Annotated in this window: 15 protein-coding genes; 11 read left to right on the top strand and 4 right to left on the bottom strand. The window is 72.8% G+C overall.

Features of this window, described 5'->3' with window-relative positions; genetic code table 11:
- Positions 1-16 precede the first annotated feature (16 nt).
- The 10 genes from AC5WAM_RS32455 to AC5WAM_RS32500 all read left to right on the top strand — a co-directional run bounded on the left by AC5WAM_RS32455 (position 17) and on the right by AC5WAM_RS32500 (position 12,776).
- The gene (locus tag AC5WAM_RS32455; protein WP_366795677.1) at positions 17-1,102 is read left to right on the top strand and encodes an LLM class flavin-dependent oxidoreductase; all 1,086 of its coding nucleotides are present in this window, start codon (positions 17-19) and stop codon (positions 1,100-1,102) included.
- The gene (locus AC5WAM_RS32460; RefSeq protein ID WP_495519707.1) at positions 1,099-2,478 is read left to right on the top strand and encodes an NtaA/DmoA family FMN-dependent monooxygenase; all 1,380 of its coding nucleotides are present in this window, start codon (positions 1,099-1,101) and stop codon (positions 2,476-2,478) included. Before AC5WAM_RS32455 ends, AC5WAM_RS32460 begins: the two co-directional genes overlap by 4 nt.
- A 6-nt stretch (positions 2,479-2,484) precedes the next feature.
- Positions 2,485-3,288: a DUF1684 domain-containing protein gene (locus AC5WAM_RS32465; protein WP_495519708.1), complete on the top strand. Its 804-nt coding sequence runs from the start codon at positions 2,485-2,487 to the stop codon at positions 3,286-3,288.
- A 302-nt stretch (positions 3,289-3,590) separates the two neighbouring features.
- Complete coding sequence (locus AC5WAM_RS32470) at positions 3,591-4,490, top strand: S1 family peptidase (RefSeq protein WP_495519709.1); 900 nt, start codon at positions 3,591-3,593, stop codon at positions 4,488-4,490.
- A 114-nt stretch (positions 4,491-4,604) separates the two neighbouring features.
- Positions 4,605-5,522 (top strand): slipin family protein, encoded by a 918-nt coding sequence (locus AC5WAM_RS32475; protein WP_495519710.1) that lies wholly within the window; start codon positions 4,605-4,607, stop codon positions 5,520-5,522.
- Positions 5,523-5,810: 288 nt separating this feature from the next.
- On the top strand, positions 5,811-6,896 hold the full coding sequence (locus AC5WAM_RS32480) for a S1 family peptidase (protein ID WP_366796283.1): 1,086 nt from the start codon (positions 5,811-5,813) through the stop codon (positions 6,894-6,896).
- 419 nt (positions 6,897-7,315) lie between these two features.
- The gene (locus tag AC5WAM_RS32485) at positions 7,316-8,272 is read left to right on the top strand and encodes an ABC transporter permease (RefSeq protein ID WP_249401657.1); all 957 of its coding nucleotides are present in this window, start codon (positions 7,316-7,318) and stop codon (positions 8,270-8,272) included.
- Between the two features lie 56 nt (positions 8,273-8,328).
- Complete coding sequence (locus AC5WAM_RS32490) at positions 8,329-10,104, top strand: ABC transporter substrate-binding protein (RefSeq protein WP_495519711.1); 1,776 nt, start codon at positions 8,329-8,331, stop codon at positions 10,102-10,104.
- A 3-nt stretch (positions 10,105-10,107) separates the two neighbouring features.
- Positions 10,108-11,100 carry an ABC transporter permease gene (locus tag AC5WAM_RS32495; RefSeq protein WP_495519712.1) on the top strand — a complete coding sequence of 331 codons (993 nt, stop codon included), beginning with the start codon at positions 10,108-10,110 and terminating at the stop codon, positions 11,098-11,100.
- Positions 11,097-12,776 carry a dipeptide ABC transporter ATP-binding protein gene (locus tag AC5WAM_RS32500; protein ID WP_495519713.1) on the top strand — a complete coding sequence of 560 codons (1,680 nt, stop codon included), beginning with the start codon at positions 11,097-11,099 and terminating at the stop codon, positions 12,774-12,776. The genes AC5WAM_RS32495 and AC5WAM_RS32500 overlap by 4 nt, the downstream gene beginning before the upstream one ends.
- Positions 12,777-12,908: 132 nt before the next feature.
- Here AC5WAM_RS32500 and AC5WAM_RS32505 read toward each other — a convergent pair whose 3' ends face one another.
- A complete protein-coding gene (locus AC5WAM_RS32505; RefSeq protein WP_495519714.1) occupies positions 12,909-15,713 on the bottom strand; it encodes a M4 family metallopeptidase in 2,805 nt (934 codons plus the stop codon).
- Between the two features lie 162 nt (positions 15,714-15,875).
- On the opposite strand from AC5WAM_RS32505, the gene AC5WAM_RS32510 reads away from it, so the two are divergent.
- Positions 15,876-16,979, top strand: a complete 1,104-nt coding sequence (locus tag AC5WAM_RS32510; RefSeq protein WP_495519715.1) for a helix-turn-helix domain-containing protein — start codon at positions 15,876-15,878, stop codon at positions 16,977-16,979.
- Between the two features lie 99 nt (positions 16,980-17,078).
- On the opposite strand, the gene AC5WAM_RS32515 is transcribed toward AC5WAM_RS32510, so the two are convergent.
- The 3 genes from AC5WAM_RS32515 to AC5WAM_RS32525 all read right to left on the bottom strand — a co-directional run bounded on the left by AC5WAM_RS32515 (position 17,079) and on the right by AC5WAM_RS32525 (position 20,135).
- Positions 17,079-17,513, bottom strand: coding sequence for a subtilase-type protease inhibitor (locus tag AC5WAM_RS32515; protein WP_366789580.1), 435 nt, complete (start codon positions 17,511-17,513; stop codon positions 17,079-17,081).
- Positions 17,514-17,851: 338 nt separating this feature from the next.
- Positions 17,852-19,000 carry an AAA family ATPase gene (locus AC5WAM_RS32520; RefSeq protein ID WP_366789581.1) on the bottom strand — a complete coding sequence of 383 codons (1,149 nt, stop codon included), beginning with the start codon at positions 18,998-19,000 and terminating at the stop codon, positions 17,852-17,854.
- 106 nt (positions 19,001-19,106) lie between these two features.
- Entirely contained in the window at positions 19,107-20,135 is a 1,029-nt protein-coding gene (locus tag AC5WAM_RS32525) for a DUF3533 domain-containing protein (RefSeq protein ID WP_495519716.1), read from the bottom strand.
- Positions 20,136-20,213: the final 78 nt, after the last annotated feature.

Consider the following 20,213-nt stretch of genomic DNA (forward strand, 5'->3'; position numbering starts at 1 on the left):
AGAGAGGTGTACTCCGATGTCCGCAAGCCCACCCCCAGGCCGGGGCCCGCTGCATCTCGCGGCCGCCGTCGACCTGCCCGGCGCCCACGACGCCGCGCCCTTCGTCGAACTCGCCCGGCTCGCCGAGCACGGCGCCCTCGACTTCGTGACCCTCGGCGACGGCTTCGCCCGCCGCGGGCTCGACGCGCTCGCCGTGCTCTCCCGCGTCGCGCCCGCCACCGGCCGCGTCGGCCTGGTACCCACCGTGACCACCACGCACACCGAGCCCTTCCACGTGCAGGCGGCCGTGGCCACGCTCGACTGGGTCAGCCACGGCCGGGCCGGGTGGGCCGTCGAGGTGTCCGCGACCGAGGCCGAGGCCAGGCTGTTCGGGCGGCGCCGGGCGGCCCCGCGCGACGCGCTGTGGCGCGAGGCGGGCGAGGTCGCCGACGTCGCCCGGCGGCTGTGGGACAGCTGGGAGGACGACGCCGAGATCCGGGACGTGGCCACCGGCCGCTTCGTCGACCGGGACAAGCTGCACTACGTCGACTTCGAGGGCACCGCCTTCTCCGTGCGCGGGCCCTCCATCGTCCCCCGGCCGCCGCAGGGCCACCCCGTGGTCGTCGTCGACGCCACCGCCGAGCACACCCGGGACGTGGCGGTCCGGCACGCGGACGTCGCCCTGGTCCGGGCCGCGAGCCCGGCCCAGGCCGGGGCCGCCCGCGCCGAGCTGCGCGGCCGCGCGGCCGCGCTCGGCCGGGACCCGGAAGCGCTGCGGGTGCTCGCCGCGCTCGTCGTCGACCTCGGCGGCGGCGAGCACGCCGCGCAGCCGGGGCACGGCGGCGGCCCGCACCCCACCGCCGACGGACCGCTCTACCGGGGCGGGCCCGTCGACCTGGCCGACCTCATCGCCTCCTGGCACGCGGCGGGCGCCGCCGACGGCTTCCACCTCACGCCCGTGGAGCCGCGGCGCGACCTGGAGCGCCTGGTCAACGGCACGGTCTCGCTGCTCCAGCACCGCGGCCTGTTCCGCACCTTCTACCCGGGCGCCACGCTCCGGGACCATCTGGGCCTCGCCCGGCCCGCCAACCGCTACGCGGCGCACGCGAGGGAGGCGTCATGACGTCCGGCACCCACGGATCCGCTCCGCAAGGGCCTCCTGCGCGGGGGTCCCGTACGGCCGGACCCCCCGTGCGCAAGCAGATCCACCTCGCCGCCCACTTCCCCGGCGTGAACAACACCACCGTGTGGGCCGACCCCCGGTCGCGCTCGCAGATCGAGTTCTCGTCGTTCGAGCACCTGGCACGGACCGCCGAGCGCGGGCTCTTCGACTTCTTCTTCCTCGCCGAGGGCCTGCGGCTGCGCGAACACAAGGGCCGCATCCACGACCTTGACGTCGTCGGCAGGCCCGAGTCCCTCACCGTCCTCAGCGCCCTCGCGGCCGTCACCGACCGCCTCGGCCTGGCCGCCACCGTCAACGCGACCTTCAACGAGCCCTACGAACTGGCCCGCAGGCTCGCCTCGCTCGACCACCTCAGCGGCGGCCGCGCCGCCTGGAACGTCGTCACCTCCTCCGACGCCTTCACCGGCGAGAACTTCCGGCGCGGCGGCTTTCTCGACCGCGCCGACCGCTACACCCGCGCGGCCGAGTTCGTCGCCACGGCCCGGGAGCTGTGGGACTCCTGGGCTCCCGGGGCGGACGGCGCCCCGGGCGGGCCGCGCCCCTTCGCGCACAGCGGGCGGCACTTCACCATCTCCGGGGAGTTCGGCGTGGACCGGCCGCCGCAGGGCCACCCCGTCGTGATCCAGGCCGGGGACTCGCCCGAGGGCCGCGAGTTCGCCGCGTCGGCCGCCGACGTGGTCTTCACCCGGCACGGCACCCTGGAGGCGGGCCGCGCGTTCTACGCGGACGTCAAGGGCCGCCTCGCCCGGTACGGCCGCGGGCCCGAGGACCTCAAGATCATGCCCGGCGTCACCTTCGTCCTCGGCGACACCGCGGCCGAGGCGCAGGAGCGGGCCACCGAGATCCGCCGCCAGCAGGTCTCGCCGCAGAACGCCCTCCTGGCCGTGGAGCAGGTGTGGGGCGTCGACCTGTCGGCGTACGACCCGGACGGGCCGCTGCCCGACATCGACCCGGACCCGCACTCCACGCTGGTCCAGGGCCGGGTGCAGGTCGGCGACCCGTTCGCCGTCGCCGAGAAGTGGCGGGCGCTGTCCCGCGCCAAGGGCCTGTCCCTGCACCAGACCGTCATCGAGACGACCGCGCGGCAGTCGTTCGTCGGCACCCCCGCCGCCGTCGCCGAACAGCTCGACGAGTTCGTCCGGACCGACGCCGCCGACGGCTTCATCCTCGTCCCGCACCTGACGCCGGGCGGGCTCGACGAGTTCGTCGAACGGGTGGTGCCGCTGTTGCAGGAGCGCGGCGCGTTCCGCACGGAATACCAGGGCGCGACGCTGCGCTCACACCTCGGGCTGTCCGAGCCCGCACGGAAGGGTTGATGCACCATGAGTACGACAAGCACCACCGAGGACGCGCTCGGGGACTGGAAGCAGTGGCACGCACAGCGCGTCGAGACGGTGTCCGCGCCCTACGGCCCGCTGTCCCTCACCGGCACGCACTGGCTCGCCGACCACCCGGACGGCGCCCTGCCCGGCCTCCCGGGCCACTGGGCCGAGGACGGCGACGAGGTCGTCCTGACCGCGGGCCCCGACGACGGCCTCACCCTCGACGGGCGGCCCTTTTCCGGCACGGCCCGGCTCACCGCGGACCCCGGCCCGGTCACGGCCGCGCGCCTCGCGCTCGGTGAGCGGCGCCTGGTCGTGCTGCGCCGCGAAGGCCTGTGGGCGGTGCGCGACTTCGACCCCGGCGCACCGGCGCGGCGCGCCTTCACCGGCATCGAGGCCACCGCCCACGACCCGCGGTTCGCGGTGGAGGGCCGCTTCACCCCGTACGGGGAGGACCGCACCGTGCGGGTGTCCAACGCGGACGGCGTGGAGCGCGGGCTGGGGCTCGGCGGGGAACTCGCCTTCCGCCTCGCCGGGCAGGACCACACGCTCCAGGTGAGCGTCGAGGCCGACGGTTCGCTGTGGGCCGTCTTCGCGGACGCCACCAGCGGCGGCTCCAGCTACCGCTTCCGCTTCCTGCGGCCCGCCGCGCCCGGCGCCGACGGCCGCGTCACGGTGGACTTCAACCGCGCGCTGCTGCCGCCGTGCGCGTTCGCCGACCACTTCATCTGCCCGTTCCCGCCGCCCGGCAACACCCTGCCCGTCGAGATCGCCGCGGGCGAGCGGAACGTGTCGCTTCGCTGACCCGTCACCGGGGCCGCGGGACGCTTCGACTCGCCGTCGGGCGTCCGCGGCCCCGTCGTGGCCGGTCGCGCCCGCGCGGCGGAGCCGCTGTGCGAAACGGCCCGCGCCCCTTCGGGACGCACGCGTCAGCATCGGGCCGCAGTGGCCGGAAACGACGCCTTGTGCGGTGCGTCACCCCGCCGAATACTCCCGTGCAGCGCTTGTCAGGGGCACGGCGTAGCCGGAATCCGTCGTGTCCGATGGCTGCGCCTCACGGGCCCTGCCCCCACGGGCCCCCTGACTTCCCTCGGGAGGAACCAGCAGTGAGGATCAAGCGCACCACCCCCCGCGGCACCCCGACGAGACACCTCCGCGCAGTCGCCCTCGCGACCGGTCTGGTGGCCGCGGCGGCGCTCGCCGTGCCCGCCGCCAGCGCCGACGAGGCCCGTACGTACAGCGCGTCCGACCTCACGGCCGCCAGTGACGCCGTCCTCGAAGCGGACGTGGCGGGCACCGCCTGGGGCGTCGACGCGAAGACCGGACAGGTCGTCGTGACCGCCGACAGCACGGTGTCCGCGGCCGAGATCGCCCGGGTGAAGAGCGCGGCGGGCGACAAGGCGGGCGCCCTCAGGATCGAGCGCACGCCGGGCACCTTCCAGAAGTACATCTCCGGCGGCGACGCGACCTACGCCGACAGCTGGCGCTGCTCGCTCGGCTTCAACGTGCGCAACGGCAGCACCTACTACTTCCTCACCGCCGGGCACTGCACCGACGGCGCCGGCACGTGGTGGGCCAACTCCGCGAAGACGACGGTGCTCGGCACGACCTCGGGCTCCAGCTTCCCCGGCAACGACTACGGCATCGTCAAGTACACCAATGACTCGGTCACCAAGTCCGGCACGGTCGGCAGCCAGGACATCACCCGCGCCGCCGACCCGACGGTCGGCCAGAGCGTGACGCGGCGCGGCTCGACCACCGGCACGCACAGCGGCCGCGTCACCGCCCTCAACCAGACCGTGAACTACGGCGGCGGTGACGTCGTCAGCGGCCTGATCAAGACCACCGTGTGCGCCGAGCCCGGCGACAGCGGCGGCCCCCTGTACGCGGGCTCCACCGCGCTCGGTCTGACCTCCGGCGGCAGCGGCAACTGCTCCTCCGGCGGTACGACCTTCTTCCAGCCGGTCACCGAGGCGCTGCGCGCGTACAACGTCAGCGTGTTCTGACGCCGCGCTCCGAGCCGCTCCTGGCGAGCCCCCGCCCAACTCCCGGGCGGGGGCTCGCCCTTGGCGTGACACGGGGCTCGCCCTGGGATGGGTGGCGCGTTACCTTCGTACTGCATGCCCTATTCGCCCCATGAGACCCCGGGGGCCGTCGTGGTCGAGGAACTGGTGGCGGCCGGAGCGGCCGTCGCGTCCGCCGGACTGCTGTACCTGCTGTCCGCGGCGCGTGTCGTCAAGCAGTACGAGCGCGGTGTCGTGTTCCGGCTCGGGCGGCTGCAACAGGGGGTGCGCGGCCCCGGCTTCACGACGGTCGTGCCGATCGTGGACCGGATGCGCAAGGTCAACCTCCAGATCGTGACGATGCCCGTGCCCGCGCAGGAGGGCATCACCCGGGACAACGTCACCGTCCGGGTCGACGCGGTCGTCTACTTCAAGGTCGTCGACGCCGCCAACGCGGTCGTGCAGGTCGAGGACTACCGCTTCGCCGTCTCCCAGACGGCCCAGACGTCGCTGCGCTCGATCATCGGCAAGAGCGACCTGGACGACCTGCTGTCCAACCGCGAAAAGCTCAACCAGGGCCTGGAGCTGATGATCGACAGCCCCGCCATCGGCTGGGGCGTGCAGATCGACCGCGTCGAGATCAAGGACGTCTCCCTGCCCGAGACCATGAAGCGCTCCATGGCCCGCCAGGCCGAAGCCGACCGCGAACGCCGCGCCCGCGTCATCAACGCCGACGCCGAACTCCAGGCCTCCAAGAAACTCGCCGCAGCCGCCAAGGAGATGTCCGAGCAGCCCGCCGCCCTCCAGCTGCGCCTGCTCCAGACCGTCGTCGCCGTCGCCGCCGAGAAGAACTCCACCCTCGTCCTGCCCTTCCCCGTCGAACTCCTGCGCTTCCTGGAACGGGCGCAGACGGGGGCCGGGCCGTCGGGCCCCGCGCCCGCCGCCGCCCCGCCGCAAAGCGGAGTGGAATCTTCAACCACCGGTCCCGCCGTGCCGCCCGGCGCCACCGGAGCGACGGAAACCGGACAGGACTAGTCCTCACCCGCTGCCCACCCCCCGCTCGCACCCGGTGTTTGCAACGGGGACCCGCGAGGGGACGACTAGGCGTGACCACGCTGGGTCAACGGGCCCCGGAGGCAGGCGCGTTGCCGGGCGGGCGTCCTGAAGTCGACCTTGTGTGCTGCCTGTGGGGCTGGGAATAGTGGGCCGCGTCCTATTGGCATGGACGCGGCTTCACCAGGGCCGTGCCGCCATGCGCTCACGCTTTTCGGCCGCCGAGGTCCCCACACCGGAGCGGGCGGACCCCCCACAGGAGGACATGAGTTGAAGCACCGACGCATACCCAAGCGGCGCGTCGCCGTGGCAGGCGCGGGCGCCGTCGCCCTGATCGGCGCGGCAGTCACCTTCCAGACTGCGAACGCGAGCGACGACACCCCCGCCCCCACACCGGACACGCTGTCGGTGGCGCAGGCCGGAAAGCTCGCCTCGTCGCTCGACAAGGAGCTGGGCGCCGACGCCGCGGGCACGTACTACGACGCCGGGGCCAAGCAGCTCGTCGTGAACGTCCTGGACAAGGACGCGGTGAAAACCGCCGAGTCGGCGGGCGCCAAGGCCAGAGTCGTCGAGAACTCCCTGGCCGCGCTGAAGAGCGCCCGCACCACGCTCAGCGACAAGGCGTCGATCCCCGGCACGTCCTGGGCCACCGACCCGGCCACCAACAAGGTCGTGGTGACCGCGGACCGCACCGTGCGGGGCGCCGCGCTCCAGAAGCTGGACGCGGTCGTGAAGCAGCTCGGCGGCAAAGCCGAACTCCAGCGCTCCAAGGGGGAGTTCAAGCCCCTCATCGCGGGCGGTGACGCGATCTACGGCGGCAGCAGCCGCTGCTCCCTCGGCTTCAACGTGGTCAAGGACGGCGCCCCGCACTTCCTGACGGCGGGCCACTGCACGGAGGCCGTGTCCAGCTGGTCCGAGAAGCAGGGCGGCCCGGCCATCGGCGAGAACGCGGGCTCCAGCTTCCCCGACAACGACTACGGCATCGTCAAGTACAGCGGCGACACCGCCCACCCGAGCGAGGTCAACCTCTACGGCGGCGGCACGCAGAAGATCACGAAGGCGGGCGCGGCGACCGTCGGCCAGCAGGTGCAGCGCAGCGGCTCCACCACGCAGGTCCACGACGGCAAGGTCACGGGCCTGGACGCCACCGTGAACTACGGCAACGGCGACGTCGTCAACGGGCTCATCCAGACCGACGTCTGCGCCGAGCCCGGCGACAGCGGCGGCGCCCTCTTCGCAGGCGACACCGCGCTCGGTCTGACCTCCGGCGGCAGCGGTGACTGCTCCGCCGGCGGCGAGACGTTCTTCCAGCCGGTGCCGGAGGCGCTCGAAGCCTTTGGCGCGAAAATCGGCTGACGCCTGGTTCGACGGCCCGAAGGCCCCGGAAACCTTTCGGTTTCCGGGGCCTTCGGTTATTCCGGCCGGAATTAAGAAGGCGGGTTGAAGAAATCCACCGCCCTGAATTCCCAAGGGGTTACGCGCGTAGATTTATGCGTGATGTGTAGGCCGATCGGGGATGTGACCTTGCGAAGCAAGGTTGAGACCACCATGAGCCTTCTATGGTGTGGGTATGTGGCGCAGATCTCAATGCGGTCGAGATGCCCGTTTGGCCCCTGTTTGGGGGGGGCTGTAATGTTGCGCCTCTGTAAATCTCCGCAGCATTTCGGAAATGTCTTCTGTGGAGGATTTGCAAGGGCGCCGTATTGCTGGCTCTAATGATGCGCACCCCGACGCGGGACACCTCCGCGTCCGCACGTCATCAGGAGTTGGGCAGCATGGCCGACGCGCCACGAACCGAGCCCCGCGGCCCGCTCGCGGCAGCCGTCGGCGCCTTCCGCAGGGACCGCGTCGGCCTCGCCGCGCTCGGCGTGGTGGCCTTCTTCGTGCTGCTCGCGCTCGCCGCCCCGCTGGTCGCCGCGCTCTACGGCAAGAACCCCACCGAGCACTACGGCCAGAACGAGACGGGCCTGCTCAGCCCGGAGGGCCTGCCGGTGCTGCCCAACGGCGGCATGTCCGGCGAGTTCTGGTTCGGCCTGGAGCCGGGCCTCGGCCGGGACGTGTTCACCCAGCTCCTGTACGGCATCCGCACCTCGCTGCTCGTCGCGGGCGCCGCCATCGCCGTCATCGCGGTCCTCGGGGTCGTCCTCGGCGTGACCGTCGGCTATCTGAGCGGCCTCGCCGACCGGGTCTTCACCTTCGTCTGCAACGTACTGCTCGCCTTCCCGACGCTGCTGCTCTTCCTCGCGCTGAGCCCCATCGTGCAGACCCGCTTCGTCGACCCCGGCGAGAACGAGCCCGCCTGGATGCAGTTCACCGTCCTGGTGCTCGTCTTCGCCGCCTTCGGCTGGGTGCCGCTGGCGATGGTCCTCAGGACGACCGTGCGCTCCCTGCGCGAGCGCGAGTTCATCGAGGCCGCACGGGCCGTGGGCGCCTCGCGCCGCCACATCGTGCTGCGCGAGCTCCTGCCGAACGTGTGGGCGCCCGTCCTCGTGCACATCACGGTCGCCCTGCCGGGCATCGTCACCGCCGAGGCCGCCCTGTCCTTCCTCGGCGTGGGCATCAGCGAGCCCATCCCCGACTGGGGCCGCATGATCGCCCGCGGCTCCGAGGTCTTCTACGACGACCCGACCTACATGATCTTCCCCGGCGTGACGATCCTGCTCTTCGTCCTCGCCTTCAACCTGCTCGGCGACTCCGTACGGGACGCGCTCGACCCCCGTACCGGCCGCTGAGACCCGGCGCGTTCCGCGCGCCACCCTCACCCGCACCATCCGCAATGGAGTTCACCATGCCCAGGATCACGTCGCGCACCGTGGCCGTCCCCGTCGTCGCCGCCGCTTCCGCCATGCTCGTGCTGTGCTCCTGCTCGGCCGGGGCGGGATCCAAGAGCGATGCGGCCGCGCCCCGCAAGGAGGCCGACCTGGTCGCCGGAGTGGGCAGCGCCAAGGACAGCACGGGCCCGGCGCCCGCCGTCGAGGGCGCGCGGAAGGGCGGCACCATCCGCGTCGCCAACCTGCGCGACTACTCCCACCTCGACCCGCAGAAGATCTACGCGGGCGAGGCGTACAACACCTCGCTCCTGTGGGGCCGCCAGCTCACCCAGTACCAGGTGATCGACGGCAAGCCCAAGCTCGTCGGCGACCTCGCCACCGACATCGGCAAGTCCTCCGACGGCGGCCGCACCTGGACGTACAAGCTCAAGGACGGCATCGCCTGGGAGGACGGCAAGCCGATCACCTCCGAGCACGTCAAGTACGGCATCGAGCGCACCTTCGCGCCCGGCTTCGAGGTCGGCCCGCCCTACTGGCCGCAGTGGCTCACCGGCAAGTCCGACCTCGCCCAGGCCCGCAAGGTCTACGGCGGCCCCAAGAAGGACGGCGACTTCGACCGCATCGAGACGCCCGACGCCAAGACGATCGTCTTCCGCTTCCACAAGCCGCAGTCCGACGTGCCGTTCATGGCCGCCCAGTCCTCCTCGTCGCCGGTGCGCCCCGACAAGGACACCGGCACGCGCTACGACCTCAAGCCGTTCGCGACCGGCCCCTACCGGATCGTCTCCCACCGCCAGAACCAGTCGCTGACCCTGGAGAAGAACCCGCACTGGAAGGCGGACACCGACCCGATCCGCCACCAGTACGCCGACAAGTTCGAGTTCACCTTCGAGAAGAAGGAGCTCAACACCGCGCAGGAGATCCTCAACGGGCGCGGCGACGGCGCGGACACCGTCACCACCAAGAACGAGTTCCCGCCCGAGCTCATCGGCGAGGCCGAGCGCGACCGGGACAAGAAGGACCTGATCGTCGACGGCCGCCGCGGCGCGTTCACCTACCACCTGATCATCCGCAACGACCGCGTCGCCGACCCCGAGGTGCGCAAGGCCGTCCACTACCTGCTGCCGCGCCAGCAGGCCCGCCAGGCGCTCGGCGGCCCGCGCGTCGGCGACATCGCCACCACGTACTCCTCGCCCGCCATCGTCGGCTGGGAGAGCTACGACACCTACCCGGTCAGGCCCACGGGCGACATCGAGAAGGCCAAGCAGCACCTGGCCAAGGCCAAGAAGAAGGTCAAGCGCCTCTCGTACGCCTACGAGTCGAACGCCGTCAACGACCGCATGGCGCAGGTCCTCGTCGACGCCTTCGCCAAGGCGGGCATCGAGCTGGTCACCAAGCCGCTGCCGCTGCCCGCGTTCACCAACGAGGTCCTGCGCGGCACCGACCCGAAGTACGACCTGTGGATGTCCGGCTCCTCCGTGGACTGGCCGACCCCGGCCACCGGCGTGCCCTACCGCTTCGACAGCCGCCGTGACTCCCTCGACAACGACCCGCGGTACCGGAACCCGGCCGTCGACAAGGAGCTCGACCGCATCGCGAAGATCACCGACGCGACGAAGAAGGCCAAGGCGCTCATCGCCCTGGAGAAGAACACGATCATGAAGGACGTGCCGGTCGTGCCGTTCCTGCACCAGCGCGTCCAGCAGGTCCGCGGCGCCAACGTCGGCGGCGCCTTCATCCACCCGATCTACGGCACCATCAGCCCCGCCTGGCTGTACCTGAAGAAGTCCTGACCCATGCTCGCCTACGTCCTCCGACGGGCGCTGACGGCGGTCGTGGTGCTCCTCGCGATCTCCGCGACCGCCTTCGCGCTCTTCTACGCGGCGCCGTCCGACCCCGCCGTCATCGCCTGCGGCCCCAAGTGCGACGCCTCCCAGGTCGCGGCGGTGCGCGAGTCCATGGGCCTGGACCAGCCGGTCCTCGCGCAGTACGCCGACTACGTGCGCGGCCTGTTCGCGGGCCGCACCATCGCAGACGTCGACGGCACCCCGATCGCCTGCGACGCCCCCTGCCTCGGCTACTCGTACGCCCTGCACGAGCCGGTCCGCGCGGCCATCACCAGCCGCTTCCCGGTCACGCTCTCGCTCGCGGCGGGCGCGCTCGCCGTCATCCTCGTCGTCGGCGTCGGCGCGGGCTTCGTGTCCGCGCTGCGCCGGGGCCGGCTCTCCGACCGGCTCCTGTCCGCCTTCACCCTGGTCGGCGCCAGCGTGCAGATCTATTTCCTCGGCTACGCGCTGCAGTACCTGCTCGTGTACCAGACCGGCTGGTTCGCGCTGCCCGGCTACACCTCGCCCGGCGAGGACCCCGGCGCCTGGCTCGCGGGCCTGCTGCTGCCCTGGCTCGTGCTCGGCTTCGTCAACGCGGCCGTCTTCGCCCGGCTCTCCCGCGCCCAGATGCTGGAGGTCATGCACGAGGGATACGTGCGCACCGCGCGCGGCAAGGGCCTCAGCCCGCTGCGCGCCCATCTCAAGTACACCGCGCGCGGGGCCGCGGCACCCCTGGTGCAGCTCCTCGGCCTGGAGGTGGGCGCGCTGCTCGGCGGCGCGTTCATCACCGAGACCGTCTTCGGGCTCAGCGGTGTCGGCAAGCTCGCCGTGGACGCGGTCGTCCAGAACGACCTGCCGACCGTCGTGGGCACCGTGCTGCTCGCCGCGTGCTTCGTCGTGGTGTTCGTCGCCGTCGCCGACCTCGTGGTCGCGTGGCTCGATCCGAGGGTGAGGCTCGCATGACCGCTCCTGCTCCTGCTCCGACGACTGCTCCCGCGCTGCGCGTACGCGATCTGAGCGTGACGTTCACCGGGCCGCGCGGCGCCGTCACCGCCGCCGAGGGCGTCACCTTCGACCTGGCGCGCGGCGAGGTGCTCGGCCTGGTGGGGGAGTCCGGCTCGGGCAAGTCCACCGTGGGCCTGGCCGCGATGGGGCTGCACGACCCGGCGCGGACCCGGATCACCGGCAGCGTCGCGGCGGGCGGCACGGAGGTCGTCGGCGCGTCCGACGCCGAGCTGCGCGCGCTGCGCGGCTCGAAGGTGGCGATGGTGTTCCAGGACGCGCTCGCCGCCCTGTCCCCCTTCCACTCGGTGGGCGCCCAGCTCGCCGAGGCCTACCGGATCCACCACCGGGGCGCCTCGCGCGCGGAGGCCCGGGACCGGGCCGTCGACATGCTGGAGCGGGTGGGCATCGCCGCCGCCCGCTCCCGGGACTACCCGCACCAGTTCTCCGGCGGCATGCGCCAGCGCGTGATGATCGCGATGGCGCTGATCAACAGCCCGGACGTGCTGATCGCGGACGAGCCCACGACGGCGCTCGACGCCCGGGTCCAGCGCCAGGTCCTCGACCTGCTCGACGAACTGCGGCACGAGCACGGCACCGCCGTCGTCCTGGTCACCCACGACGTGGGCGTCGTCGCGCACGCCACCGACCGCGTCCTCGTCATGCGCCACAGCCAGCAGCTGGAACTGGGGCCGACCGAGCGCGTGCTCACCGCCCCCGAACACCCCTACACCCGCGCCCTGATCGGCGCGGCCCCCACGCTCACCACCGTCCCCGGCACCCGCCTTCCGACGGTGGACGAGCCGGATCCCAAGCCGCGCACGGCGGCCCGCGCGCTGGTGGCGCCCCCCGAGCGGCCCCTCGCCGAGGTCACGGACCTGCGCGTGGAGTTCGGCGGCGGCCGCACCCTGCTCGGGCGGCGCCGCGAGCCCGCCCGCGCGGTGCGCGGCATCAGCCTCCAGGTGCGCGAGGGCGAGACCCTCGGCCTGGTCGGCGAGTCCGGCTCGGGCAAGTCCACCACGGCCCGCGTGCTCGCCGGACTCCAGCGGCCCACCTCGGGCGAGGTCCGCTTCAACGGCCGCGACATCTCCGGCGCCGCCGGGTCCGCCGCGCTGCGCCGCGAGCTCAGCCGCGAGGTGCAGCTCGTCTTCCAGGACCCGTACGCCTCGCTGAACCCGCGACGCACCGTGCAGGAGATCGTCACCACGCCCCTGCGGGTGCACACCCGGGCGGACGCGGCCGAGCGCCGCGAGCGCGCCGCGGAACTGCTTCAACAGGTCGGCCTGTCCGCCGACCACCTGGACCGCTACCCGCACGAGTTCTCCGGCGGCCAGCGCCAGCGCATCGGCATCGCCCGCGCGCTCGCGCTGCGCCCCCGGCTGATCATCGCGGACGAGCCGGTCTCCGCGCTCGACGTGTCCGTGCAGGCGCAGGTCTTGAACCTGCTGATGGACCTGCGCGACGAGCTGGGCCTCTCGCTCCTGTTCGTCTCGCACGACCTGGCCGTCGTCCGGCACTTCTGCGACCGGGTCGCGGTCATGCGGCACGGGGAGGTCGTCGAGACCGGCACCCGGGACGAGGTCTTCGACGCGCCGGGCGCCGCGTACACCCGCGAGCTGCTCGCCGCCGTCGTCTGAGCGGCCCGACGCGTCCCGGTCCGCCGCCCCGTGGAGGGGGGGGGCGGGACGGCGGGCCGGGACACCCGAAGGCGGTGCCCCGCCCCCCCCTCGCGAGGGGGGGGCGGGGCACCGCCGTTTCGCGTACCGGGATCAGCAGGTGCCCGCCGGGCGGGCCCGGGTCACCAGGTCCGTGTGGCCCGTGGTGCCGTCGATCCACACCACGCGCTTGCCGGTGTCGGCCGCGTGGCCGGTCTGCTCACCGCGGTTGCAGGAGACCCGCTTCAGGCCCTTGCCGTCCAGGTCGGTCTGGACGAGCTTGGTGAGGTTGCCGTTGCTCCAGCCGCGCTGCGGCTTCCACTGCGTGAGGGTCACCGCGGAGTCCGAGGCGTCCACGTTCCAGAAGTACGCGGTGGCCGAGTCCTCGGGGATGACGTCCGTCAGGCCGGTGCCGTCCAGGTCGGCGCGGCGCAGGCCCATGCGGTTGTCGTCGGCGATGTCGTCGACCAGCCAGTAGAGGTACTTGCCGTTGATCGCGGGGGTCGCGACACCGAGGTGGGCGCCCTTGGCCGGGACCAGGGTCTGCTTGCCGCTGCGCACGTCCGTGATCTCCGTGGAGACCTGCTGCTGCCCGTCCTTGTCGACGTACACCTTGGCGTAGCCGAGCTTGTCGCCGCTGAGGGTGGGCAGCGCGGTGACCACGTCGTAGCGGCCGCCGTCCACGAACACCGGCTCGCGCTCGCCCTTGCGCAGGTACGCGACCCGCTGCTGGCCGTGCGGGCTGGACTCCTGCCAGGTCACGGTCCGGCCCGAGACGTGCACGTTGGCAACGGTGGTGCCCGCCGACCACAGCTTCTTGACCGGGCCGCCGGTCAGCGGCCGGGAGAGCACCTCGACGCTGGTCGGGCCGTACGCCACCCACGCCACGGTCCTGCCGTCGGTGTCCGGGTAGACGTGGTAGCGCCCGTCGTTGGGGCTGATCAGCTTCTTCGTGCCCTTGCCGTCGGTGCGGCCCGCCCAGACGGAGAAGGCTTCCTGGCCCTCGTCGTCGGACTTCGACGCGGCCCACCAGCCGCCGCCCGCGCCCGCTCCGGTGTTCGGAAGGCGGCCGCCGACGCGGGTGGCGTTCACGTCGCCGAGGAGCTTGTCGGAGTCGGCGCCGATGGCCTTCTCCCAGCCCTTGGTGATGCCGTGCGCGTCGAAGGCCCGGTTCACGGACCGCAGCTTCGCGCCCTTGACACCGAGCGCCTTGGCCGCGGCGACCACCGCGTTGCGGGCGTCGGTGTAGCCGTCGAGCGGCGTCAGGTACTCGGCGAGCGCCTTGTAGACGATCCGGTCGGCCAGGGTGCCGCCGAGGTCCTCGCGGATGTCCCACAGGGCGCCCGAGAAGATCGTCGAGTTGAGGTGCACACCGCCGCTGTCGGTGCCGATGGTGACGCCGAGGAAGTCCTTGGCGGTGGTCCGCCCGTCGTTCAGATTGCGGAACGCGCAGTCCTCGGGCGCCTTGGTGCGGCACAGGTCCTCGCCGATGAGGGCGGCCTTCGGGTCGCTCATCGGGGTCTTGGACGCGGTCACGTCGATGGCGTTGCCGAAGTAGTCGGCGAGCGCCTCGTTCAGGGCGCCGGACTGGCCGACGTAGACGAGGCCCGCGGTGTGCTCGACGACGCCGTGCGTCATCTCGTGGCCCACCACGTCCAGGTCGGCGGAGAGGGTCTTGGTCTCCTCGTCGCCGCCGCCGTACACCATCTTCTGGCCGTCCCAGAAGGCGTTGACGAACGGGAACCCGCCGTCGGTCACGCCCACCAGGGAGTTGATGGCCATGCCCTTGCCGTCGAGGCTGTCGCGGCCGTGCTTCTGCTTGTAGTAGTCGTAGACCTGCCCGGCCGCCCAGTGCGCGTCCACGGCCCCCGACTCGGTGGCGTCCTTGCCGAACTCCTTGGTCTTGGAGGCGACTTCGGTGATGCCGCTCGGCCAGGTGCCGGACGCGTCATTGGCGTCGACGCCGCGCGCGTCCCAGGTGGTCAGCGCGTTCTTGCTGCCGTTCCACTGGTGGCGGTAGTCACGCAGCTGGTACGAGTCCGACGCCGCGTCGTGGGTGAGGTCGAGGTCGACCTTCTTGCCGTCCAGCCTGACGCCGCTGCCCGTCGTGCCGGGGAAGTCGGCGTCGTCGGCTATGGACTGGATGCCCGAGTACTGGAGCACCGGGAAGCCGGAGGCGGCGTCGACGTACACCTCCTGCTTGACCGGCGCGCCGCTCACGGGGTCGGTGCCGGTGACGGTGACGTGGTACGTCAGGAGGCCCTTGCCCTGGGGCAGGACGACCAGGCCGTGCGAGGAGCCGGAGAGCGGGGTGCCGCTCTTGGCGGTGCGCTTGCCGGCCTTGGCGTTCGCCTCGGCACCGGCCGACTTGGGGGCCAGCTTGGTCAGGCTGCCCGTGCGGCCGTCACCGGCGGCGGTCGCCGCCACGGCCCGCGCGACCGCCGTCTTCTCCGCGACCCGCGCCTTCGTCCCCACGGTCAGGCCCGTGAAGTACTTGCCGGAGGTGCCGGTGACGACCCGGTCGCCGTCCTTCTTCTCCATCCGCACCAGGTACTGGCCGCCGAGGACCGGCAGCCCGCGGTGCTTCTGCTGGAAGCGGACCGTTTCGCCGGCGCCCTGCTTCAGCGTCTGCTCGGCCGTCAGGTCCCGTGCCGGGTCGGCGATCTCGTACCGGTCCTTCTTGGCCGCGAGGTGGCCGCGGGCCGCGGCGGCCGGGCTGCCCGAGTCCTTGGCGGCCTCCTCGATCCCGTCCACCAGGGCCGGGGTCTTGGTGCCGGTGCCCGGGACGACCTCGGTGGCCGGTCCCTGGGGCGTCTCGTCGGCGGCCTGGGCCGCCGGAACGCCGGACGCGAGCAGCGCCGCCGCGCCCAGGAGCGCGGCGCCGCCGGATATGCGGGCCCGTCTGCGTGACTTGCTCATGTTCCCCTCCACACGCCGAAAGGCGCACGTCAACAGAGCGCACGTCATGTACGTGCGTCAGCCATGCAAGTCGTTGCCCGAGTGTTGATCAAGGAATAACTACGGGTCACAAGTGGGTCCGCACACTTGTGTGCACCCGGGGGCGGCGTGAGACTTCCCGTCATGACCATGGTGGGGAGCGGCAAGGGAAGCGCGCTGCGCGACCTGGGCCTGGGGGAGTCGGACGAGCGGGTGTACGGGGCGCTGCTGCGGCGCCGGGCCGCGGCGGCCCTGGACGCGGAGCAGCTGCGGCGGGAACTGGGGATCACCAGGGGCGAGTTGGAGCGGTCCCTCGCGCGGCTGCGGGAGCACGGCTTCACCCTGCCGGAGCCGGACGTCGCGCCCGGCGCGGGGCAGGCGCGGCCCGCCCTGCCGCGCCCGGTGCCGCCCGCGCCCGCCGTGCGCGCCCTGATCCGCCGAAGACAGGCGGAACTGCACTACCGGGCGGCGGAGTTGGAGCGCCTGCGGCGGGAGGCCGACGAGATCGCCGAGCGCCTGGAGCCGGACCCGGCCGCCGCGCCCGGCGTCGGCGCGGCGGTCGAGACGGTCAGGGGAGCGGCCGCGGTCCGGCGCCGCGTCGACCATCTGCTGGCCCACGCCGAGCGGCAGGTGCTGATCCTGGACCGGCCGCCGGGCCTGGACTTCCGGGCGGCGGGGGACACCGCCCCGGCCACCGGCTCCCGGGCGGCGGACGGCGTCCTGCCTGGCGCGGGCGTCGCGGCGCTCCTGGAGCGCGGGGTGGCGGTGCGCGCGGTCCTGGCCCGCGAAGGCGTCGCGCCGCCCGGCCTGCTCAGGCCGCTTCCCCTGCTTCTGGAGCGGGGCCTTCAGGTGCGGACGGCGGCCCATCTGCCCACCGGGCTCATCGCCGTGGACGGCCGTGCCGCGCTGCTGCTGCCCGCCCCGGACGCCACGGGGGACGCGGGGGACGGTGCCGCCGTGGTGGTGCGCGGCACGCTGCCCCGGCAGGTCTTCGGGCCGCTCTTCGAGGCGCTCTGGGAGCGGGCCCTGCCGCTCGGCGGCGGTGCGCGGCGCCCGCCCGAGGAGCACCGCGACCTGCTCCGGCTGCTCGCCGGGGGCCTCAAGGACGAGGCGATCGCCCGCCGCCTCGGCGTCCATGTGCACACCGCGCGCCGCCGCATCACCCGGCTGCTCGACGAGCTGGACGCCGACACCCGTTTCCAGGCGGGCGCCCAGGCGGCGCTGCGGGGCTGGCTCGCGGGCCCGTGACGGAGTGAGCCCCGCCGCGCGGGGAACTCGTCCCGGCGTGACGGGGCTTCACGAGGCGTGGGGGCCGCTGCGGCTCGCGCGGCCTCAGATGGAGCGGCCTCAGAAGGAGAAGACCTGCCCCTGGCCGATCTTCAGCGCGCAGGGGTTGGCGAAGGTGTGCGCGTACGAGACCCGGCGGCCCTCCCACACGCCCTGGGCGGTGACGACGATCGGGTTCCACTCCTTGGTACAGGGGCGCGGCGACGACTTCTTGGTGATGGCGTCGAACTTGCCGCCCACCGAGCGCAGCTGGTCGCACGCGGCGGCCGCGTCGGGGTGGCTGCCGACGCCGCCGGAGGAGCAGCCGAGCGTCACGGCACGCTGGATGTCCGCGGTCTCGGCCTTGTCGCCGTAGCCGATGGTGAGCACCAGCTCGGAGGGCGCGTACCCCTGGGCCCGGGTGGGCTCGGGCGCGGGGCCGGCCAGGGCCGCCGTGGACAGGCCGCCGAGCGCGAGGGCGGCGCCCAGCGCGATCCCTCCAGTGATGTACCGCATTTCGAACACTCCCTTGCTTGATTTCCCGGATAACGAACGGAACCGGAAGCGAGTCTTGCTCAGGGCGTCACGGAAAGCACATCGGACGCTTACTTTCAGTCGTTGGTTGAGAACTGAGGGTAGTGGCGTGAAGTGATGTGCTTCGACGGGCGCGCCGGGACGTCCGATACCCCCTGTGACCGGCGGGGAGTGGGCATTGGGGTGGAATTTCCGGATCGCCGCAAAGCGGAGTGCATGGCTGCGAATGGGTGGTCTGTGCCGCGCCGTGCGCCCCGCGGAAGGGACGGGATTGGCCGGAGGGCGCACCTCGAACGCGTCTGCGGCGGGTGTGCGCGGGGTCAGCGCTTGGGCCAGTACCAGAGGGGCTCGTCCAGCAGGCTGGCGCGGCCCGCCACCCGGGTCTCGCCCCGCTCCTTCACCAGCTCTATGGAGTTGACGTCCGTGCGGTGGCGGCGCGCGCCCTCGGCGATCGCGTCCGCGAGGTCCTGGGCGTGGGTGACCAGGACGACCTGGGTGTCCTTGGCGGCCGTCAGGATCAGGTCCGCGAGGGGGCGCAGGAGCTCGGGGTGGAGGCTGGTCTCCGGCTCGTTGAGCACCAGCAGCGCGGGCGGCCGGGGCGTCAGGAGCGCTGCCGTCCACAGCAGATAGCGCAGGGTGCCGTCGGACAGCTCGGCCGGGCCGAGGGGGCGCCGCAGCCCGCGCTGGTGGAGCTGGATCTCGAACCGCCCGCCGTTGTCGGCGATCCGCACCCGGCTGCCCGGGAACGCGGCGTCCACGGCGGCGTCCAGGGCCTCGTCGTCACCGGTCTCGCGGATGGTCTGGAGCGCGGCCGCGAGGTCGGCGCCGTCGTGGGCGAGCACCGGGGTGCGGGTGCCGACGCGGGCCGCGCGGGCGGGCGCCCCGGCGTCCGTGCGGACGTGGTCGTAGAACCGCCAGGAGCGGATCAGCTCGCGCAGCCTGAGCAGGTCCGGCGCGAGCTGGGGGTCCGCGAACTCGCTCAGCATGCTGTCGTACGGGCGGATGCCCTGGGAGCGGTGCCAGCCGCCGTCGGCGGTGCGGGTGCGCACGGCGGGGCCCGCGCGGTCACAGAGCAGCGCGGCGGTGCGCAGCACCGGGCCCGCCCAGGTGCACTCCCGCTTGATCTCCGGGTCGAGGGCGAACATGGACGGGGCGCCGCCGGGCTGCGCTCCGCTCGACTGGGGGACGCCGAAGTCCACGGCGTAGCCGAACTCGTCCCCGGCGAAGCCGAGTCGCAGGGCGGCGGGCTCGTCCTTCTTCTCGCCCGCCCACAGGGCGGAGGGCACGCCGCCCTCGCGGGCCAGGGCGGCTACCGCGCCCCCTTGGGCGGAGTCCGCCAGCAGCCGCAGGGCCCGGTACAGGCTGGACTTTCCCGTGCCGTTCGCTCCCGTGATCACGTTCAGTCCGTCCAGGGGGACGATCAGTTTGCGGAGGGAGCGGTAGTTTTCGACGGCGAGTGTGCGGATCATGCTTTTCAGGGTTGCAGGTGGGTGTGACAGTGGGGTGTATAGGGGGCTTCGCCCCTTTCCCCCTTTGTTGGCGCTTCGCGCCTCGTCCTCAAACTCCCCCAAGCTCTTAAGGAGCAGGGCGGGGCCCCCTTGACGGGCTTTCGGTCCGGCGCCTGAGCTTTGCCGTCACCAAGGTGACGGCCGTCCCCGCCACTGCCCACGCCGACAGGACGAGCAGCGGGCCCGTGGTCGCGTTGCCCTTGAAGTACGCGATCGAGCGGGCGACCCAGGTGCCCGCGCCCGGGGGTAGCGCGGGGCCGATCGCCTCCCAGAACGGGGGCAGCATCGGCAGCGGGAAGGCGCCGCCCGCGCTCGGGTTGCCCGCGACCACGATGAGCAGCACCGCGAGGCCGATGCCGACGATGCCGGTGAGCTCCTCCAGGGCGAGGGTGATCGCGCCGACCGCGAAGGTGAGCAGTGAGCCGAGGCCCCACAGGGCCAGGACCGAGCCGGGCAGGGCGCCCAGGATCGGGCCGACGATGACCGCGCCGCCGATGCCGCCCGCGATCGAGAGCAGGGCCATGGCGCCGAGCCTGATCGCCGCGCGCTGCGGGGTCGCGGGCCGGGAGCCCGCGCTGATCGACATGATCGACGCGCACAGATAGCCGCCGACGCACCAGCCGACGACCAGGTAGAAGGACGACAGGCCGTTGAAGTCCTGGGCCGACGCCGGGGCCACGTCCACGGTCTTCACGGTGCGCTTCTCGGCGCCCGCGACCCCGGTGCTGATCGTCTCCAGGGCGTTGGCGAGCGCCTTGCCGCCGCCGGAGGCGACCAGAAGGGTGTCGTTCGTGCCCCGGGGGTCGACGACCAGGGCCCCGTCGATCTTCCGGTCCATGATCTGCTTCCGGGCCGCGGCCTCGTCCTTGAGCACGCGCGGGTCGAGCGGATCCCCGGGGAGCCGGGACAGCTGCTCCTTGGTCTGCTCGGCCGCGGGGCCCGGCGCGACGACTCCGAAGGGCACGTCCGTCGGCTTCGGGTGGTGCAGCGCCCCCACGTAGGAGGTGATGAACAGCAGTTGCAGGGCCAGGACGCCGATGACCAGCAGGGCTGCTCGCGGTGTGACGGCGCTCTTCAACTCGTCGGCGAAGGTCATGCCCCCACGCTCCGAGGCGCCCGCGGGGGGCGCAGGCGGGGCGGGGCCGAATGGATGAAGGGTGCCCCGCGCGTGCGG

The sequence above is a fragment of the Streptomyces sp. JLYT201 genome, assembly GCF_059448825.1.

What these genes read in the sequence shown, in the direction of transcription:
- AC5WAM_RS32510 (WP_495519715.1), top strand. Translation starts at nt 15,876, where the DNA reads ATGACCATGGTGGGGAGCGGCAAGGGAAGCGCGCTGCGCGACCTGGGC.
- AC5WAM_RS32460 (WP_495519707.1), top strand. Translation starts at nt 1,099, where the DNA reads ATGACGTCCGGCACCCACGGATCCGCTCCGCAAGGGCCTCCTGCGCGG.
- AC5WAM_RS32455 (WP_366795677.1), top strand. Translation starts at nt 17, where the DNA reads ATGTCCGCAAGCCCACCCCCAGGCCGGGGCCCGCTGCATCTCGCGGCC.
- AC5WAM_RS32500 (WP_495519713.1), top strand. Translation starts at nt 11,097, where the DNA reads ATGACCGCTCCTGCTCCTGCTCCGACGACTGCTCCCGCGCTGCGCGTA.
- AC5WAM_RS32465 (WP_495519708.1), top strand. Translation starts at nt 2,485, where the DNA reads ATGAGTACGACAAGCACCACCGAGGACGCGCTCGGGGACTGGAAGCAG.
- AC5WAM_RS32490 (WP_495519711.1), top strand. Translation starts at nt 8,329, where the DNA reads ATGCCCAGGATCACGTCGCGCACCGTGGCCGTCCCCGTCGTCGCCGCC.
- AC5WAM_RS32525 (WP_495519716.1), bottom strand. Translation starts at nt 20,135, where the DNA reads ATGACCTTCGCCGACGAGTTGAAGAGCGCCGTCACACCGCGAGCAGCC.
- AC5WAM_RS32475 (WP_495519710.1), top strand. Translation starts at nt 4,605, where the DNA reads ATGCCCTATTCGCCCCATGAGACCCCGGGGGCCGTCGTGGTCGAGGAA.
- AC5WAM_RS32505 (WP_495519714.1), bottom strand. Translation starts at nt 15,713, where the DNA reads ATGAGCAAGTCACGCAGACGGGCCCGCATATCCGGCGGCGCCGCGCTC.
- AC5WAM_RS32485 (WP_249401657.1), top strand. Translation starts at nt 7,316, where the DNA reads ATGGCCGACGCGCCACGAACCGAGCCCCGCGGCCCGCTCGCGGCAGCC.
- AC5WAM_RS32515 (WP_366789580.1), bottom strand. Translation starts at nt 17,513, where the DNA reads ATGCGGTACATCACTGGAGGGATCGCGCTGGGCGCCGCCCTCGCGCTC.
- AC5WAM_RS32495 (WP_495519712.1), top strand. Translation starts at nt 10,108, where the DNA reads ATGCTCGCCTACGTCCTCCGACGGGCGCTGACGGCGGTCGTGGTGCTC.
- AC5WAM_RS32520 (WP_366789581.1), bottom strand. Translation starts at nt 19,000, where the DNA reads ATGATCCGCACACTCGCCGTCGAAAACTACCGCTCCCTCCGCAAACTG.